This is a genomic window from Thalassobaculum sp., assembly GCF_040219615.1.
Taxonomy (GTDB): Bacteria; Pseudomonadota; Alphaproteobacteria; order Thalassobaculales; family Thalassobaculaceae; genus Thalassobaculum_A.
Genome location: NZ_JAVJSE010000042.1, coordinates 1 through 17,849 on the forward strand (window position 1 = coordinate 1; position 17,849 = coordinate 17,849).

The 17,849-nt window shown below is 71.2% G+C and carries 15 protein-coding genes; 7 read left to right on the forward strand and 8 right to left on the reverse strand.

Annotated features, from left to right (window positions below; all coding sequences use genetic code 11):
• Nucleotides 1-236: 236 nt before the first annotated feature.
• Genes RIC31_RS25930 through RIC31_RS25945 form a run of 4 tightly spaced genes read right to left on the reverse strand, consistent with a single transcriptional unit; the run spans nt 237 to nt 4,015 of the window.
• The gene (locus RIC31_RS25930) at nt 237-1,022 is read right to left on the reverse strand and encodes a GntR family transcriptional regulator (protein WP_350115243.1); all 786 of its coding nucleotides are present in this window, start codon (nt 1,020-1,022) and stop codon (nt 237-239) included.
• A gap of 2 nt (nt 1,023-1,024) precedes the next feature.
• A complete protein-coding gene (locus RIC31_RS25935) occupies nt 1,025-2,533 on the reverse strand; it encodes a tripartite tricarboxylate transporter permease (RefSeq protein ID WP_350115246.1) in 1,509 nt (502 codons plus the stop codon).
• 7 nt (nt 2,534-2,540) lie between these two features.
• Nucleotides 2,541-3,065: a tripartite tricarboxylate transporter TctB family protein gene (locus RIC31_RS25940; protein ID WP_350115249.1), complete on the reverse strand. Its 525-nt coding sequence runs from the start codon at nt 3,063-3,065 to the stop codon at nt 2,541-2,543.
• Nucleotides 3,062-4,015 (reverse strand): tripartite tricarboxylate transporter substrate binding protein, encoded by a 954-nt coding sequence (locus RIC31_RS25945; protein WP_350115251.1) that lies wholly within the window; start codon nt 4,013-4,015, stop codon nt 3,062-3,064. Before RIC31_RS25945 ends, RIC31_RS25940 begins: the two co-directional genes overlap by 4 nt.
• Nucleotides 4,016-4,326: 311 nt before the next feature.
• Between RIC31_RS25945 and RIC31_RS25950 the strand changes: the two genes are divergently transcribed.
• Both RIC31_RS25950 and RIC31_RS25955 read left to right on the forward strand, forming a co-directional pair.
• Entirely contained in the window at nt 4,327-6,627 is a 2,301-nt protein-coding gene (locus RIC31_RS25950; protein ID WP_350115254.1) for a DUF3604 domain-containing protein, read from the forward strand.
• Nucleotides 6,628-6,889: 262 nt separating this feature from the next.
• On the forward strand, nt 6,890-8,605 hold the full coding sequence (locus RIC31_RS25955; protein WP_350115257.1) for an N-acyl-D-amino-acid deacylase family protein: 1,716 nt from the start codon (nt 6,890-6,892) through the stop codon (nt 8,603-8,605).
• A gap of 7 nt (nt 8,606-8,612) precedes the next feature.
• Here the strand turns inward: RIC31_RS25955 and RIC31_RS25960 are convergent, their stop codons facing one another.
• Nucleotides 8,613-10,034 carry an MmgE/PrpD family protein gene (locus RIC31_RS25960; RefSeq protein WP_350115260.1) on the reverse strand — a complete coding sequence of 474 codons (1,422 nt, stop codon included), beginning with the start codon at nt 10,032-10,034 and terminating at the stop codon, nt 8,613-8,615.
• A 216-nt stretch (nt 10,035-10,250) separates the two neighbouring features.
• Between RIC31_RS25960 and RIC31_RS25965 the strand changes: the two genes are divergently transcribed.
• Nucleotides 10,251-10,889, forward strand: coding sequence for a TIGR02466 family protein (locus RIC31_RS25965; RefSeq protein WP_350115263.1), 639 nt, complete (start codon nt 10,251-10,253; stop codon nt 10,887-10,889).
• A gap of 9 nt (nt 10,890-10,898) precedes the next feature.
• Here the strand turns inward: RIC31_RS25965 and RIC31_RS25970 are convergent, their stop codons facing one another.
• Complete coding sequence (locus RIC31_RS25970) at nt 10,899-11,735, reverse strand: AraC family transcriptional regulator (protein WP_350115265.1); 837 nt, start codon at nt 11,733-11,735, stop codon at nt 10,899-10,901.
• Between the two features lie 94 nt (nt 11,736-11,829).
• Here RIC31_RS25970 and RIC31_RS25975 point away from each other — a divergent pair, with 94 nt between their 5' ends.
• Complete coding sequence (locus RIC31_RS25975; RefSeq protein WP_350115268.1) at nt 11,830-13,014, forward strand: amidohydrolase; 1,185 nt, start codon at nt 11,830-11,832, stop codon at nt 13,012-13,014.
• Here RIC31_RS25975 and RIC31_RS25980 read toward each other — a convergent pair.
• Nucleotides 12,996-14,021 carry a permease gene (locus RIC31_RS25980; RefSeq protein ID WP_350115271.1) on the reverse strand — a complete coding sequence of 342 codons (1,026 nt, stop codon included), beginning with the start codon at nt 14,019-14,021 and terminating at the stop codon, nt 12,996-12,998. The two genes, RIC31_RS25975 and RIC31_RS25980, sit on opposite strands and share 19 nt — an antisense overlap.
• A 51-nt stretch (nt 14,022-14,072) precedes the next feature.
• Nucleotides 14,073-14,429, reverse strand: a complete 357-nt coding sequence (locus tag RIC31_RS25985; protein WP_350115274.1) for an ArsR/SmtB family transcription factor — start codon at nt 14,427-14,429, stop codon at nt 14,073-14,075.
• A 114-nt stretch (nt 14,430-14,543) separates the two neighbouring features.
• Between RIC31_RS25985 and RIC31_RS25990 the strand changes: the two genes are divergently transcribed.
• The 3 genes from RIC31_RS25990 to RIC31_RS26000 all read left to right on the forward strand — a co-directional run bounded on the left by RIC31_RS25990 (nt 14,544) and on the right by RIC31_RS26000 (nt 17,764).
• A complete protein-coding gene (locus RIC31_RS25990; RefSeq protein ID WP_350115277.1) occupies nt 14,544-15,782 on the forward strand; it encodes an MFS transporter in 1,239 nt (412 codons plus the stop codon).
• 80 nt (nt 15,783-15,862) lie between these two features.
• Complete coding sequence (locus RIC31_RS25995; protein WP_350115281.1) at nt 15,863-16,735, forward strand: VOC family protein; 873 nt, start codon at nt 15,863-15,865, stop codon at nt 16,733-16,735.
• Nucleotides 16,736-16,945: 210 nt separating this feature from the next.
• On the forward strand, nt 16,946-17,764 hold the full coding sequence (locus RIC31_RS26000) for an MBL fold metallo-hydrolase (RefSeq protein WP_350115284.1): 819 nt from the start codon (nt 16,946-16,948) through the stop codon (nt 17,762-17,764).
• The last annotated feature ends 85 nt before the right edge of the window (nt 17,765-17,849 follow it).

The window sequence follows — 17,849 nt, forward strand, 5'->3', positions numbered from 1 at the left end:
GGTTCCGGAGCCGTCCCGGATCAAGTCCGAGACCCTCCGGAATGACGAAAGTGGGGAGGATCTGGTCGGCTTCCCTCCCGACTCCAACCCTCACTTCGTCATCCCGGAGGGGCTGCGCGAGCAGCCGGCTCCGGGATCCACGCAGTGACGAGCACTGCGAAATACCTCGAGCGGCTGACGTTTTCGCGATGTGTGAACACCGTAGACGAAGTGACGGGCGCCACTGGCCGCCGCTCCTATCCCAGAATCTCGAGCTCGTACTCGGTCGAGGGGATGACGATGCGCTGGAACGAGATCGGCGCGTCGCGGAAGCTGTAGCCGAGCGCCGTCATGTAGATGCCGGGCTCGCCCGGGCCACAGCCGATCAGCGCGGCATGCTCGGGGGCGAGCGGCCGGCAGTTCAGCCGGTGCACGCCACGCAGGGTCGGGGCGTTGTAGCTCTCGTGCAGCAGCACCCGCAGGTTCTTCTGGGTCAGGAAGCCGACCGGCAGGTCGAGCAGCGGCCGGAACCGGGCGGCGTCCAGGTAGAACCGGGAATGCACCTGGAACTCGCCGCCGACGTCGATGACCCGGTCGACCACGATGTGGCTGGCGCCGCCCAGGAAATCCGACCACTCGCCGTGCTCGGCGGTCTCCTCGACCGACCGGACCCGGATCTCGAACGGCATGAGCGACTGCCCGTCGCGGGCCCGGAACCGGAAGTGCCAGACGTTCGCGCCGATATCGCCGGCCTTGGTGATGAAGGTCCCAGCGCCCTGGCGACGGTCCAGCAGCCCGGCGGTGGTGAGTTGCCGCAGCACGCCCTGCACGGTGCCGAGGCTGAGCGACAGCGCCTCCGCCAGATCGCGTTCCGGCGGCAGCTGCTCGCCCGGGCGCCAGGCGCCGCGCTCGATCATCTGCAGGAAGGTCTGGTAGAGCCGCTGGCCCTTCGAGGCCGGCATGCCGGGCGCCGCCTCCTGCATCGCCCGGGCGAGCATGCGCAGGCGCAGGTCGCCCGAGGTGTCGGTTCGCGTTTCGGACATCGTCAGCCCCGCCCGGCCGCACCCGCCCGCGGCCGGCGGGCGAAGCGCCACAGCGAGAAGCAGGTGAGGACGACGAAGAACAACGCGATCGGGCTGGTCAGCAGGATCGTCATGTCCCCCTTGTACATCAGCAGCGACTGCCGGAGCGAGGTCTCGAACAGCGGCCCGAGCAGGAAACCGATCACCAGGCAGACCAGCGAGAACCCGGTCCGCCGCATCAGGTAGCCGAGGCCAGCGAACGCCAGCATCAGCCCGACGTCGAACAGCGAGTTCGACGGGATGTAGACGCCGACGACGCAGAGCACGATCACGATCGGCAGGATCACCGGCTTCGGGACGTAGGTGACGTAGCCCCAGACCTGGATGCCGAGCCGTCCGACCGCCAGGTGGATGACGTTGCACATCAGCATCGAGGCGAAGATCGCGTAGATCAGTTCGCCGTGCTGCTCCATCATGAACGGCCCCGGCACCACGCCGTGGATCATGAACGCGCCGATCAGCAGGGCCGCCGCGATGTTGCCGGGCACGCCGAGCGCGATGGTCGGCACCAGGTTGGCGCCGCAGACCGCGCTGTTGGCGGCCTCCGAGGCCATCACCCCCTCGATGGTGCCGCGGCCGAAGCGCTCGGGCTCCGGCGACGCCCGCCTGGCCGAGCCGTAGCCCAGGAATGCCGCCAGCGACACGCCCAGCCCCGGCAGCATGCCGATGCCGCTGCCGATCGCCGCCGAGCGCAGCAGGGTGCGCCAGTGTCCCCAGAACTCGGCCGCGCCGAGCCGGTTGAGCGCCGGGTCGGCATGGACCACCGCGGCGACGCCCGATCGGTCCGCGCCGCGCCGCAGGTCGAAGATCTGGTGGATCACCGAGCTGAGCGCCAGCACGCCGATCGCCAGGGCGTTCAGCGAGATCCCGTCATACAGCTCGACGATCCCGAAGGTCATGCGCTGGGTGCTGTCGACCGGGTCGAGGCCGACGGTGCTGAGGAACACCCCGAGCGCCGCGGCGACGATGCCCTTGGCCAGCGACCGCCCGGACAGCCCGGCGATCAGGGTGAACGAGAAGATCACGATGGCGGTGAACTCGGCCGGGCCGAACTGCAGGGCGAAGGCCGCGAACGGCGCCGCCACCAGGATCAGCACGATGTCGGAGAAGGTGTCGCCGCACACCGAGGCGTAGAGCGCCGCCTTCATCGCCTTGAACGGCTTGCCCTGGCGGGTCAGCTGATGGCCGTCGAGGGCGGTCGCCGCCGCCTCCGGGGTGCCCGGGGCGTTCAGCAGGATCGCCGGCACCGCGCCGCCCGAGGTGCCGCCCTTGGTGACCCCGACCAGAAAGGCGATAGCGATCATCGGCGACATGTAGAAGGTCACCGGGATCAGGATCGACAGGGCGGTCACGCTGCCCAGCCCGGGCAGGATCCCGACCACGATGCCGAGGGTGACGCCGACCGTCATGAACAGCAGGTTGGCGGGGTGCAGGGCCAGCTCGAAGCCCTGCATCAGCTGCTCGAGGATCATCGCGCGGTCACGGCAGCTGGACGTGCAGGAAGGCCCGGCACAGCCAGTCCAGCACCACCGGCACGGTGACGGCGACGGCGGCCCCGACGACCCACGACCGCAGCCCGGCATAGGCCAGCCATCCGGCCAGCAGCAGCCCGCCGGTGACCACGAAGCCGATGCGCGGCAGCAGCAGCAGCACCAGCACCGTCGAGCCGATCCAGACCGCCAGGTCGGCGACCACCTGGCGCGGTGCCGGGCGCTGGTCGCCGATCTCCTCGTCGCCGCCGGCTTCAGCCCCGCCGGCACCGGCGGGATGGAGCAGCGCCCGCGCCGTCATGACGAGCCCGAGAACGCCGGCGATCGCCACGCACACCAGCGGCATGAAGGCCGGCGCGATGTCGTTGCCGGCGGTTGCGGCCAGGTTGACGTTCGCCGGCACGAACCACAGGCCGGCGACGGCCGCCAGGGCCGTCACCGCCAGTCCGCCGGCAAGGTCGGAGCGCCGCACGGATGCGCCCGCCTGGGCCACGCCCGCCCGGGCCAGGGTCACTGCGTCGCCTCGAGCACGGTCTTCAGGTCGCCGACCATCTCCTTCACCAGAGGCTGCAACGTCTTCTGGCCAATGAAGCTGTTGGGGAACTTCAGCTTCTCGGTCAGCAGGTCGTTGTAGGCGGCCTCCTTGCTGGCCTTCTCGAGCGCCGTCTCCAGTGTCGCCGCGACGTCGTCGGGAGTGCCGGCCGGCGCCACGATCACCGCATAGCTCGGCATCGAGATGCCGTAGATCTCCTTCAGCGACGGGGCGTCCGGCGACGCCGCCAGCCGCGTCGAGTTGAACGACGCCAGCACGTGCATCTTGTCGCCGTATTTCTGGTGGACTCCGCCGCTCCAGGCGATGTCGACCTTGCCGCCCAGCAGGAACGGCACCATCTCGCCGCCGCCCTTGGTCGGAATGGCGGTCCACTCGATGCCTTCCTTCTTGCCCATGTAGTTGATGTAGGCCCGCGACAGCGCGCTCTGGTCGGCGAAGTTCATCCCCGGGTTCTGCCTGGCGTGGGCGATCAGTTCCTTGAAGGTCTTGTACGGCTTGTCCGGGGTGCTGATCAGCGCCTGCTGGTACTCGGTGATCGACGCGATCCAGCGGAAGCTGTCGGCGGTGTAGTCGACCTGCATCGACAGCGGCGGCCAGGTCAGCGCGGTCGCCGCGGCGAACAGGATCGTGTAGCCGTCCGGCGCGGCCTTGGCGACGAAGGTGGCGCCGATCGCCCCGCCGGCCCCGGGCTTGGTGGTGACCAGCACCGGCTGGCCCAGTTCCTTCTCCAGCGCCGCGGCGTAGACCCGGGCCATGGTCTCGGTGCTGCCACCGGCCTGGTACGGCACGACCAGGGTCACCGGCTTGGACGGAAACCCGTCGGCGGCGGCCGAGCCCGGCATGACGGCAGCGGCGGCGGCAACGCCGAGTGCCAAAGCCGAGGCGAGTGCGGTGCGAGTGATGTCGAGCATGTCCGGTCTCCCCCATCGTGACGGAGCCGCGCGGGGCCGGAACGGCCGATGCGCGTCCATGCCGAAAAATGCTATAGAGCTTTCAAAAACCTGACAACCGGATTCGGATTCCCGAAAACGCTCGGCCGCCGACGCTCGGCGTGCCGATATCGTCCATGAATTCAGATTACTGGAAGTACATGGCAACGACTGGAGGCATCCGGTCTCGCCACCCGCATGGCGAAGACCATTGAACCAACAATGCTATGAAGCAATTATGATGCCCTGACCGGCCGCCCGCGAGGCGGCCCCGAAAGCCAGGAGGGAAACGCATGTCGGCGAAGCCAGGAACCGTGGACGACGAGCTGGTGGGCGCGGTCTGGCCGGTGACGCATCCCGGCGAGGACCCGGTGCTGTATGGCCATGTCGAGCTGGAGCCGAAGGGCGCCTTCGAGGCCCGCAGCCTGCAGACCTTCCGCCTCGTCTACACGGTCGGCCGCTACGGCATCGACGACACCGGGGCGATCCGGGTGGTGTTCCGCTTCGTCGGCGACTTCGGCGAGCTGCAGACCACCAACCCGACCGGCTACAACTACGTCACCGCGACCGCCAGCAACGGCGCGCGGATCGCCCTGGAGTTCAGGGGCACCGGCGGCCAGCGCCCGTGGTTCCGCGCCCTTACCGCCCAGCTGTTCGGCGGCTATCTCAGCGAGGGCGACACCATCACCATCGTGTTCGGCGACACATCGAAGGGCTCACCGGGCATGCAGATGCAGACCTTCGTGGAGGCCGGTTTCGAGTTCAAGGTGCTGGCCGACGTCTGTGCGGTCGGCCATTTCGTGCCGCTGCCGGAGTCGCCGGCGGTGTCGATCGTGCCCGGTCGCGTCGACCGCTGGTGCGCGGTGCTGCCGACCCTGCGGCGCCCGGGCGAGCGCTTCCAACTCGGGCTCAAGGCCGAGGACCGCTGGGGCAACCCGACCGACCGCGCCGCCGGCCGGTTCCGGCTGGAGCCGAGCCTGCCGGTCGAGGGCCTGCCCGAGACCGTCGACTACCCGCTCGGCGAACGGTCGATGACCTTCGAGAACCTGACGGTGGCCGAGCCGGGCACCCTGCGCATCCGGGTGCTGGACCGGGCGACCGGCGACCTCGTGGCCGAAGCCGGGCCGCTGCTGGTCCGGGCCGGCGAGGTGTCGGGATACTGGGCCGACCTGCACGGCCAGAGCGGCGAGTCGATCGGCATCGGCACCTCGCGGGCGTATTTCGAGTTCGCCCGGGACTGCTCGTTCCTGGACGCCACCAGCCACCAGGCCAACGACTTCCAGGTCAACAACGCGTTCTGGGCGTATCTCAACCGGCTGACCGCCGAGTTCCACCAGGACCACCGCTTCGTGACCTTCCCGGGCTACGAGTGGTCCGGCAACACCCCGGTCGGCGGCGACCGCAACGTCTATTTCCGCACCGAGGGTCGGCAGATCCACCGCTCTTCGCACGCCCTGCTGCCGGACCGTTCCGACATCCACACCGACGCGCCGAACGCCCGCGCGCTGTTCGAAGCGCTCAAGGACGAGGACTGCGTGATCTACGCCCATGTCGGCGGCCGCTACGCCGACATCCGGTTCGCCCACGACCCGCGGCTGGAGACCGCGATGGAGATCCACTCGGCCTGGGGCACCTTCGAGTGGCTGCTGACCGACGGCTTCCCGCTCGGCCACCGCTGCGGCGTGGTGTGCAACAGCGACGGCCACAAGGGCCGGCCGGGCGCCAGCTATCCCGGGGCCGCCAAGTTCGGCGCCTATGGCGGGCTGACCTGCTTCGTCACCAACGAGCTGACCCGCGACGGCCTGTTCGACGCGCTGCGCCGCCGCCACCACTACGGCACCACCGGCTGCCGCCTGCATCTCGACGTGCGCGCGACCCTGCCCGGCGGCGGGACGCTCTACGACCGCGACCCGAACGCCTTCCCGGACACCGCCAGCCGGCGGGCCGACGAGGTCATGATGGGCGATATCGTGCGCACCGACGCGACCGAGGCGACCCTGTCGATCGAGGTCGCCCACGGCGCCCCGATCGAGCGCGTCGAGGTGCGCAACGGCACCGAGGTGGTCGCGGTGCTGCGGCCGTTCGAGGCGGCCGAGCTGGGATCGCGCATCCGGGTGCTCTGGAGCGGTGCCGAATACCGCGGCCGTGGCCGCCAGACCAACTGGATCGGCCGCGCCCGGTTCGGCGGCTCGGCGATAACCCGGTTCGAGCGCATCAACCGCTGGAACCACGAGCGCCTGCTGGAGCAGAACGGCTCCGACACGGTCGAATGGAACACCCTGACCACCGGCAACTTCGCCGGCTTCGACGCCTGGCTGGACGAGGACCCGGACGGCACCCTCGAGATCGCCACCAACCTCGGCACCTTCAGCGTGGCGATGCGCGACATCGGCCTCGACGACACGGTGATGGAGGCCGGCGGCCTCGCCCGCCGGATCCGGGTGTTCCGGCTGCCCGAGAACAACCCGCACCGCGAGCTGCGCCGCACCGTCACGGTCCCGCTGAAGCCGGACGGCGACAACCCGCTGTGGGTGTCGGTATTCACCGAAGACGGCTTCCAGGCCTGGAGCAGCCCGATCTTCGCGTTCCGGTGAGGGACGCCCGTCGCTCCGTGGGTTCCGGCTCGGCCGCGCCGAGGGCGGCGCGCCCGTCCGGAATGACGACGGGGAGGATGAGGTTTCCGGCGGCCCGTCACCGGAGCTGACGGTCGCGTCGCTCCCCTTGTCGTCATTCCGGACCGGATCGCCGCAGGCGAGACGGAGCCGGAACCCACGGAGCGACGGGCCCCACCGACTTGTAAGGCCTGCCTCCCCGGGTCTAGTCTTTGCCTAAGCAACAATCCCGGAGGAAGCCGCCATGGCCGCGGACATCAGCCTCGTCGTGCGCAACGGCACCATCGTCGACGGCACCGGCGCCGAGCCCTACGAGGCCGACGTGGCGGTGGCCGGCGGCCGGATCGTCGAGATCGGCAAGGTCGCCGGGCGCGGCGCCGAGGAGATCGACGCCCGCGGCAAGCTGGTGACCCCGGGCTTCGTCGACATCCACACCCACTACGACGGCCAGGCGGTCTGGGATTCCCACCTCGCTCCCTCGGCCTGGCACGGCGTCACCACCGCGGTCATGGGCAACTGCGGGGTCGGCTTCGCGCCCTGCAGGCCGGCCGACCGCGAGAAGCTGGTCGAGCTGATGGAGGGGGTCGAGGACATCCCCGCCCCGGTCATGCACGAGGGCCTGAACTGGCAGTGGGAGAGCTTCGGCGAGTATCTCTCGGCGCTGGAGCGCAACCCGCGCGACATCGACGTCGGCGCCCTGCTGCCACATGCCGCGGTCCGGGTCTACGTCATGGGCGAGCGGGCGATCCGCCACGAGGCCGCGACCGCCGACGACATCGCGGCGATGCGGGCCATCACCGCCGACGCGGTGCGCCAGGGCGCCTTCGGCTTCTCGACCTCGCGCACCATCAGCCACAAGAGCCTGAAGGGCGACTACACCCCGACCCTGCGGGCCCATGAGGACGAGCTGACCGGCATCGCCATGGGCATGAAGGACGGCGGCGCCGGCTTCCTGGAGATCGTCTCCGACTGGAACACCCCGGACCCGGCGACCGAGTTCGCCATGCTGCGCCGTGTGATCGAGAAGAGCGGCCGCACCGCGGTGTTCTCGCTGACCCAGCGCCACGACCGCACCGAGTTCTGGAAGGAACTGCTGGCGCTGTCCGGCGAAGCCGCGCGTGACGGCCTGTCGATCCGTCCGGTGGTGGCCCCGCGGCCGATCGGCATCCTGCTCGGCCTGGAGGGCAGCCAGAACCCGTTCTCCGGCACCCCGTCCTACAAGCGGATCGCCGGCCTGCCGCTGGCCGAGCGCGTGAAGGCCATGCAGGACCCCGAGTTCCGCCGGCAGATGCTGTCCGAGGATCCGGTGGCCGGCAGCACCTTCCCGCTGATCCACCGCATCGGCTACGCCCACATGTTCCGGTTCGGCAACCCGCCGGTCTACTCGCCGAGGCGCGAGGACTCGATCGCCGCGATCGCCGAGCGCGAGGGCCGGACCGCGCCCGAGGTGGCCTACGACATGCTGATCGAGGACGGCGGGCGCAACTTCATCTACACACCGCTGGTGAACTACGTCAGCTACGACATGACCACGCCCGAGGCGATGCTGGCCGACAGGAACGCGATCATGGGCCTCGGCGACGGCGGCGCCCATGTCGGCTTCATCCTGGATGCCGGCTTCCCGACCTGGATGCTGACCTACTGGAGCCGCGAGCGCGGCCGCTGGGCGCTGCCGGAGATCGTGCGCCGGCTGACCTCGGACACGGCGAGCGCCGCCGGCCTCGGCGACCGCGGCGTGGTCGCGGTCGGCAAGAAGGCCGACCTGAACGTCATCGACTACGACCGGGTCAGCTTCGGGCGGCCCTACGTCACCGCCGACCTGCCGGCCGGTGGCCGCCGCCTGCTGCAGAAGGCCGAGGGCTACGACGCCACGGTGGTGTCGGGCACCGTCACCTACCGCAACGGCGAGGCCACCGGCGCCCTGCCGGGGCAGCTGGTGCGGGGGCAGCGCGCGGGCTGAGGCCGGCTCAGCCCCGCCGGATCGCCGCGGCCAGCCCGTCGAGCCAGCCGTCGACTCTCGGCATGTCCGCCAGCCCGGCTCCGTCGTCGAACAGCCGGTCGACCGCCCCCGGATCCGCCCCGGGGTTGGCTCGGTTCAGGCAGTCGGTCCATTTCGCCCGCGCCTGGTCGGGCGTGATCGGGTCCTGCAGCGAGCCCGGCAGCGCGGTGACGCTGCGCGAAACCGGCTCGCCCGCCACCGGGTGCAGGGTCACCGTCACCGGCGCGGCGCCGACCTCCGCCCCCTGTTTCGGCGGTGCCGTGTCCTCGACCACCGCCACGTCGCGCAGGCGCTCCTGGACCCCGGGCCGGACGACCGCCTCGTCCGTGAAGCTGCGCAGGTCGATGCGGCCGTCGGTCAGCCCGGCCACCACCGCGTAGGGCGCGCTGAACAGCGCGTTCAGGCCGGACCGCGGATACGGATGGATCAGCGGCTTGGTGGCGCCGCTCGGCATGTCGACCGACATCGACGCGACGTCGGCGAGCGCGAGTCCGCTGTCGCGGCGCAGCGCCAGGGTCGCCTCGATGATCTTGTGCAGCATGTAGCAGCACGGATAGCGCTTCTGCTCGAAGCCCGGCTCGACCACCGCGAACGGCTGGCCGAGTTCGAGGCCCTCCGGCCAGCCCGTCACCGCACCGCCGCTGAAGGCATTCAGATAGCCCTCGCCGTCGAAGGCGTCGGCGGCTCCCTCGATGCCGCCGGCCGCCAACCGGGCCGCCTTCAGGCCGTTGGAGGCTGCGATCCCGACATGCAGCGACTTCACCATCGAGCCGAAGTTGGCGCGCAGCCCCGAGGCCATGCTGGCGGCGATCGCCAGCGCGTGGCCGGTCCGCCGCCGGTCCAAGCCCATCAGCCGGGCGCAGGCCGCCGCCGCCCCGACGGTGCCGAGGGTGGCGGTGGCGTGAAAGCCGAGCGCGTAGTGCCGGAACCCCATGGCCTGGCCGAGACGGATCAGCACCTCGGTGCCGACCGCGAACGCCTCGAGCAGGGCGCGGCCCGAGGCCGCCTGCCGGTCGGCGGCGGCCAGCAGCGCCGACAGCACCGGGACGCTGGGGTGGCACATCGCCAGCACGCTGACGTCGTCGTAGTCGAGCACGTGGCTGGCCATGCCGATCAGCAGCGCCGCGTCGTCCCGGCGGTAGCGTTCGGCGCCCCAGAACGACGGCACCGCCTCGTCGCCGGCATCCGGCACCAGGGTCCCGGCGAGCGCGCGGACCGCTGGCTCGGCGCCACCGGCCATGGTCACCGCCAGGGTGTCCAGGACGATCGGCGTCGCGGCCTTCAGGGTGCGACCGTCGACCGGCGCGCCGACCACGAAGGCGGCCAGCCGGTCGGCGGTGGTGGTGGACGGCTGGTCCGAGGTTTGCGCAAGCGGGATGGCGACGCTCATGACTGCCTCCGGGATGGAATGCGGGTCGAAATGAACGATCCGCCCCGACGGTCTCCGGGTCAACCGGGCGTCGGCCCGCCGACACGCGCCGTCCGGTGGTGCGCTCCCCGCGTCCGGCGGTATGATGCCCGGCCAACCAAGCTCCCGGAGGGCGGATCGGTACCGATGGCCTCGACAGAATCAGGGTTGCCGGCCGGCCACGACGAGCGGTCGGCCATGCCCGCCGCGTCCGGGCCCGAGCCGCAGATGGGGTGGCATTTCGCGGTGCCGATGCTGCGCTGGTGCGCGCCCGATTCCGGTGCCCTGAACGAGGCGCTCGAAGCGCTGATCCTGGCGCGCCGCGCCGTCGGCCCGGAGGCGCATCTCAGCAATGTCGGCGGCTGGCAGTCGCACCCCGACCTGTTCGACGGACCCGCCCCGTGCATCGGCACGCTGCGGCGCCACATCGTGTCCCTGATGCGGATCGTCATGGCGGTCCCGGCCGGCGGCGACCGCACGCGCATCGAAGGCCAGCTCGGCCTGACCGGCTGGGCCAACGTCAACCGCGACGGCGATTTCAACCGGGTCCACGACCATCCCGGCAGCCACTGGTCCGGCGTGTACTACGTCAGCCTGGGCGAGCCCGACCCGGGAACCGAGCTGAACGGCGCGATCGAGTTCCTCGACCCGCGGCCGTCCGCCAACATGCCGATCCCGGGCTATCGTGCCGGGTCGGCGATGTCGATGCTGCCGGCGGCCGGCGAGTTCATCCTGTTCCCGAGCTGGATCCAGCACTACGTGATGCCGTTCCGCGGCCGCGGCGACCGGATCTCGATCGCGTTCAACGCCGGCCTCAAGGACTACCGGGTGCTCTGACCGGAGGCGCTACCCGGCGGTCGCCGCGCGATAGGCCGCCGGGGTGACGCCCTTCACGGTCTTGAAGGCCCGGGTCATGTGGCTCTGGTCGGCGAAGCCGGTCTCGGCGGCGACCGCGGCGAGCGGCAGGCCCTCGCCGATCAGGTCGCAGGCCCGCCGGACCCGACGGTCGCGGACATACCGGCCGGGCGTCGTGCCGACGGTCCGCTTGAAGTCGCGGATCACCTGGAAGCGCGTCACCCCGGCCGCCGCGGCCAGCGCCGACAGCCGCAGCGGCACCGCCAGGTCGGCCGTCACCAGGTCGTCGTAAAGCGCGAGGCGGCCGGCACTGCCCGCCGGTCCCGCGCCCGTATCCTGGGCCCGGCCGTCGCCGAAGCGCCGGACGATCGCCGCCAGCGCCACCAGCATCGCCGCCTCGGACTCCACCGCCCCCTCCGCCCCGGCCCCGGCGTGCGCCACCAGGAAGGACCGCGCCAGGTCCGGCGCCGGCAGCACCGCCGAGCTGAACATCGGCAGGTCGGCCAGTTCCAGTTCGTCGGCGACCTCGCGCATCAGCCCCGGCGACGGGTAACAGGTCCGGTACGACCAGCCGGCCTCGCAGCCCTTCTCGCCGTCGTGCGGCTCCTCCGGGTTGACCACCAGGATCGACCCCGGCGCCGCCAGGTTGTCGGTCCGGCCGACCCGGAACCGCTCGACGCCCGCGGTGACCACGCCGAACACCCAGGTCGGATGGGTGTGCAGGGCGTAGGCGTGATCGCGATAGGTCGCCGCCAGCATCTCCAGGCCGTCGAGCGCCGGATGCCGGGTCAGCCGCGCGGTCTCCCGCAGGTTCGATGCGTTGCGCATGGGGCGACTATCGTCGCTGCGGTCAATCCGGTTCAAGACCCATGCCGCCCGTGGTCGCAGACTGCGCGTCGAGGCCAGAGCATCGGAGGACGCCATGACCGCGAACGACAGGGTGGCAGGGATCACCGACGAGGTGATCGGCTGGCGGCACCGCATCCATGCCGACCCGGAGCTGGGCTTCCAGGAGCATCGCACCGCGGCCTTCGTCGCCGAGCGGCTGCAGTCGTTCGGGCTGACGGTGCACACCGACGTCAGCGCGACCGCCGTGGTGGCGACGCTCCGGCGCGGCACCGGCGGCCGCAGCATCGCGCTGCGCGCCGAGCTGGACGCCCTGCCGATCGACGAGGCTGCCGACCTGCCCTACGCCTCGCGCAACCCCGGCGTGATGCACGCCTGCGGCCATGACGGGCACAGCGCGATCCTGCTGGGGGCGGCCAGGCTGCTGGCCGAGGACGGCGGCTTCGATGGCACCGTGGTGTTCGTGTTCCAGCCTGCCGAGGAGGTGGTCGGCGGCGGCCGCCGCATGGTCGCCGACGGGCTGTTCGAGCGGTTCCCGGTCGACCAGGTCTACGCCCTGCACAACTGGCCGGGGGTGCCGGAGGGCCACATCGCGGTGCGGCCGGGTCCGCAGATGGCGGCGGTCGACGACTTCGAACTGGCGTTCCGCGGCAAGGGCTGCCACGCCGCCATGCCGCATCTCGGCGACGACCCGATCCTCGCCGCCGCCGACTTCGTGGCGGCCGCCCAGCGCGTGGTCAGCCGCAGCATCGACCCCTTGCAGCCGGCGGTGCTGTCGGTCACCCAGATCCATGGCGGCCGGTTCAACAACTTCGTGCCGACCGAGGTTGTCGTCGAGGGCACCTGCCGGTTCTACGACCGCGGCCTGTCCGACCACTGCGAGGCCGAGATCCGCCGGATCGCCGACGGGGTGGCGGCGGTCCACGGCCTGACCGCGTCACTGGCCTACCGGCGCGGCTACCCGCCGGTGATCAACCCCGCCGAGGGCGCAGCGCTGGCCGCCGCCGCCGCCGTCGACACGGTCGGCCCGGATCGGACCATCACCGAGTTCGCCCCCAGCATGGGCTGCGAGGACTTCGCCTTCATGCTGGGGGCGGCCGGCCGGGGCGCCTATGCCTGGATCGGCGCCGGCCCGGTCGGCCCCGGCGAGGGCCTGCACGGCGACCGCTTCGTGTTCAACGACGCGGTCGTACCGGTCGGCATCCGCTGGTTCCTGAACGTGGTGCGGCGGGCGCTGCCGGCTCAGCCCACCAGCCCGTAGAGCCCACCCATGGCGAAGGCGCCGAGGAAGGCGAAGCCGAGATAGGCGGCGAACACCGGCGGCCGGGCCAGGGCCCAGACCGCGATCGCCGCCGGGATCGAGCTGACCCCGCCGGCCAGCAGGAAGGCCATGCCGGCGCCCGGCGCCATGCCCTGCTCGATCAGGCCGCCGACCAGCGGCAACGCGGCGTAGCCGTTCAGATAGGCCGGCACGCCGACGGCGGTGGCGCCCAGGACGGTCAGCCAGCCGTCGCCGCCGATCAGGGAACTGACCTGCTCGGCCGGGACATAGGCCAGCATCAGGCTCTCCAGGAAGAACGCTATGGCCAGCCACTTGCCGAGGAACAGGGTGTTGTCCAAGGCGTTCTTCGCGAACCGCTCGCGCCGCGCCGGCTCGCCCCAGAACCGCCAGGCCACCGCCTTGGGGTTGCGGATCGACGAGGCGCCGCAGCCGCCGTTGCCGACCCCTTCGCGCAGCGGCTCGGCGATCCAGCCGGTCCGGACGATCGCCGCCGTGCCGAACCCGCCGAGCAGGCCGATCGCGATCGCCGCCACGGTCTTGAAGACCGCGAAGGTGGTGCCCAGCGTGCCGGCGGTCAGCAGGAACATCGAGGGGTCCATCAGCGGCGAGGCCAGCCAGAACGCCATCACCGGGGCCAGCGGCACGCCCATCGCCAGCAGCGCAGCGATCAGCGGGATCACCCCGCAGGAGCAGAACGGCGACAGCGCCCCCATCAGGGCCGCCGCCACGATCATGGTCGGCAGGTTGCCGGTGAACGCCCGGGCGATCAGCGCGTCGGCGCCGCTGGCCTTGGCGTAGGCCGCGACCCCGATCGACAGCGCCAGGAACACCGACACCCCGATCAGGGCGTCGCCGGTGAACCGCAGGCTCTCCAGCGCCTGGGCCGGCGCCAGCGCGGCCAGCAGGGCGAACGCCAGCAGGACGACGAGCACGACCGGGTCGATGCGTCCGGCAAGCCGCCTGGTGGCGAGGGCGATTTCGGTCATGGGAGCTTCTCCGCTATTCCCAAGAGTTTCGACATAGTTGGGCAAAAAAAGTCAAGCCGCCGCCTCTTTGGCATCGCAGCCGGCCGTGCCGGCATCGACGCAGCATTCCCGGGTCAGGAAGCCCAGGGTCTCGTCCATGGCGGCGTAGTTGGCGTGGCAGAACAGGGTGGTGCCGTCGCGCTCCTGGTGGACCAGGCCGACGGCGATCAGCTTGTGCAGGTGGTGCGAGAGGGTCGAGCGCGCGCTGCCGGTGCGGCGCTGCAGTTCCCCGACCGGCAGGCCGTCACGGCCGGCCCGGACCAGGATGCGGAACACCTCCAGCCGGGTCTCGTTGCCCAGCGCCTCCAGGCGCATCGCGGTGGTCTTGGTGTCCATGCCGGCAAATATAGGCTGGCCTCCGCCCGACATCAACGGTATTCCCAAGAATAACGGAATATTATGCGATGCATCGGGAATCATCGAATGGACGCCGGTGGCGGCGCCGTGAAAGGATGCTGCACCCGCCCGCCGGAGACCGCCTCGTTGACCGCCTCCCAGCCCGCCCCGACCACCGCCCCGCAGCCCGGTTTGCAGCCCGCATCGCCCGGACGCACCGTCCTCGCCCTGGCCTTCGCCGAGACCATCGTGTGGGCCGGCGTGTTCTACATCTTCCCAGCCCTGATCAAGCACTGGGAGGGCGACCTGGGCTGGGAGAAGACCACGATCGCCGGCGCCTTCACCGCCGCCCTGGTCACCTCGGCGCTGTGCGCCCCGGTCGCCGGCCGGCTGATCGACGCCGGCCACGGCCGCCGGCTGCTGATCGGCGGCGCGGCCTGTGCCGGCCTCCTGATCGGCATGGTCAGCCTGGTGCAGGCGCCCTGGCAGTTCTACGCGCTGTGGGTCGCGCTCGGGGCCTGCATGGCGGCCTGCCTGTACGAGCCGTGCTTCGCCTTCCTGACCCGAACCCGCGGCGGCGCGGCCCGCAAGGCCATCACCCGCATCACCCTGATCGCGGGGCTGGCCGGCACGGTATCGTTCCCGGTCGCCAACCTGCTGGCCGAACTGTACGGCTGGCGGATCGCGACCGCCGGCTTCGCCGCCGCCATCCTGCTGATCGCCGTGCCGCTGTTCGGCCACGGCACCCGGCCGGTTCCGGAGACCGCGGCGCCGGCCGCCGGCGGACCGGACGTCGGCAAGGACGGCGACGGCCTGCGGGCGGCCATGCGGCGGCCGGTGTTCTGGCTGCTGGCGGTGGCGTTCGCGATGATCGCGCTGACCCACGGCATCCTGATCACCCACCTGCTGCCGATGCTGGACGAGCGCGGGATCTCGACCGCGGTCGCGGTGCTCGCCGCCTCCTGCATCGGCCCGATGCAGGTCGCCGGCCGGCTGGCCATGATGGCGGTCGAGCAGCGGGTCTCGATGAACGTGATCTGCGGGCTGTCCTTCGCCTTCATGCTGGCGGCCTCGACGGCGCTGATCGGCGCCGGCGCGATCCCCGCCCTGCTGTTCGTGTTCGTGCTGCTGCAGGGCTCGGGCTACGGCGTCACCAGCATCACCCGGCCGGTGGTGACCGCGAACCTGCTCGGGCGCACCGGCTTCGGCGCGATCTCCGGGGCGCTGGCGCTGCCGTTCATGGGCGCGACCGCGGTCGCGCCGACCCTGGCGGCGGCGATCTGGACGGTCGGCGGCTACGACGCGGTGCGGCTGACGGTGCTGGCGCTGGTCGGACTCGGCGGTCTCAGCTTCGTGCTGGCGATCCTTTCCGCCCGGCGTCGATAGCCTGCACGCATGGGCCGGTGCGCCGCCGTCGGCGCCGGACTACAGTACCGGGGACAGTGGCCGAACCGCCGGAGGACGCCATGGACGCCCCCTACGACCGCGCCCGCGAGGACGTCGGCAACATCGTGCATCTCGAGCACGTCAACCTGCTGATCCCCGACCAGCGGCTCGCCACCCTGTTCTACGTCGTCGGCCTCGGCCTGACCCGCGACCCCTACCTGATGGTCGGCACCACCAACATGTGGGTCAACATCGGGCGCAGCCAGATGCACCTGCCGTCGCGCCAGCCGGTGGCGCAGCGGGTGCGCGGGACCGTCGGCCTGGTCCTGCCGGATCTCGACCGCGCCGAGGCGTCGCTGGCCGCAGTGCGCGGCGACCTGAAGGACACCGCCTTCGGCTTCCGGCGCAACGCCGGCGTGCTGGAGGCGACCTGCCCCTGGGGCAACCGGTTCCGCTGCCACGCCCCGGACCCGGCCTTCGGCCCGGTCGACCTGGGCATGCCCTATGTCGAGCTCGACGTGCCGGTCGGCACCGCCGACCGCATCGCCGCCTTCTACGAGGCGATCCTCGGCGCGCCGTCGAGGGTCGAGGAGCCGGACGGGGTGCCCTGCGCCTTCGTGCATGCCGGCGCCCACCAGACCCTGCGGTTCCGCGAGACCGAGGCGCCGCAGCCGGACTACGACGGCCACCACGTGGCGATCTACATCGCCGACTTCTCGACGCCCTACCGCAAGCTGGGCGAGCGCAGCCTGGTGTCGGTGGAGACCGGGCAGCACGAGTGGCGGTTCGAGGACATCGTCGACCTGCATTCCGGCGAGACGCTTTTCACCGTCGAGCACGAGGTGCGCAGCCTGACCCACCCGCTGTTCGCGAGGCCGCTGGTCAACCGAAACCCGGCCCAGACCCAGCCGGCCTACGCCCGCGGCCTGGACGCCTTCGCCGGCCGGGCGTGAGGACGAACCGCAAGTGCCCGTCGCACCGTGGGTTCCGGAGCCGGGCGCTCACGCGCCCGCTCCGGAATGACGAGAGTTGAGAGAGAATGCGGACTTCGCTGTCCGCCGGCCCCTTCTTTCGTCATCCCGGAAGGCCCGCGCGAGCGGGCGGCTCCGGGATCCACCCGACGCTTCCTGCCGTCACCGCCACCAGCCTAGGAGCCCCCCCGCATGACCCCACCGTCCTCCGGCGTCCCCGGCGGCGGCGCCCGTCCCGCCGCCGACCTGCCCCTGGCACACCCCTGGTTCGCCATCGAGTGGCACGCCGACGGCATCGTGCGGATCTGGGAGCCGCATGTGTCGCGGCTGCTGCGCGCCAACATGTTCCTGGTGAAGGGTCGCGACCGCGACCTGGTGGTCGACGCCGGCATGGGGGTGGAGAGCCTGCGCGGCTTCCTGGCGCCGCTGCTCGACAAGCCGGTGACCATGCTGCTCACCCACGCCCATGTCGATCACGTCGGCTCGGCCCACGAGTTCGCCGGCGACCTGGTCATGCACGCCGCCGAGGCCGAACAGATGCGCAACCCGCCGGACGACTGGCGGCTCAGCTTCGACGAATACCCGGAGGACAAGCGCCGGCGGCTGCAGGCGGCCGGGTTCGACACCACCGGCCTGCTGATCGCCGCCCTGCCCCGCCGCGGCTTCGACCACCGGGCCTGGCGGGTGCCGGGCGCCGAGCCGACCTGGCTGGTCGACGAAGGCGACACGATCGATCTCGGCGACCGCCGGTTCGAGGTGATGCACACCCCCGGCCACTCCCCCGGCTCGATCAGCCTGTGGGAGCAGGCCACCGGCACCCTGATCGGCGGCGACGCGATCTACGACGGGCTGCTGATCGACACGCTGCCGGAAAGCGACCCGGCTGCCTATCGCGTAACCATGCAGCGGCTGAGAAACCTGCCAGCAAAGGTGGTGCACGGCGGTCATCGCGAGAGCTTCGGCCAGTCCAAGCTTCGTCTGCTCTGTGATGACTACCTGGGCAATGCCTGACGAAATTATGACCTTGCCACGCCAGTGTTAGCGGGCGCAGCATTCGGGCTGTCGAATATCCGCGTGTTCCTCGCGGACAACCAAA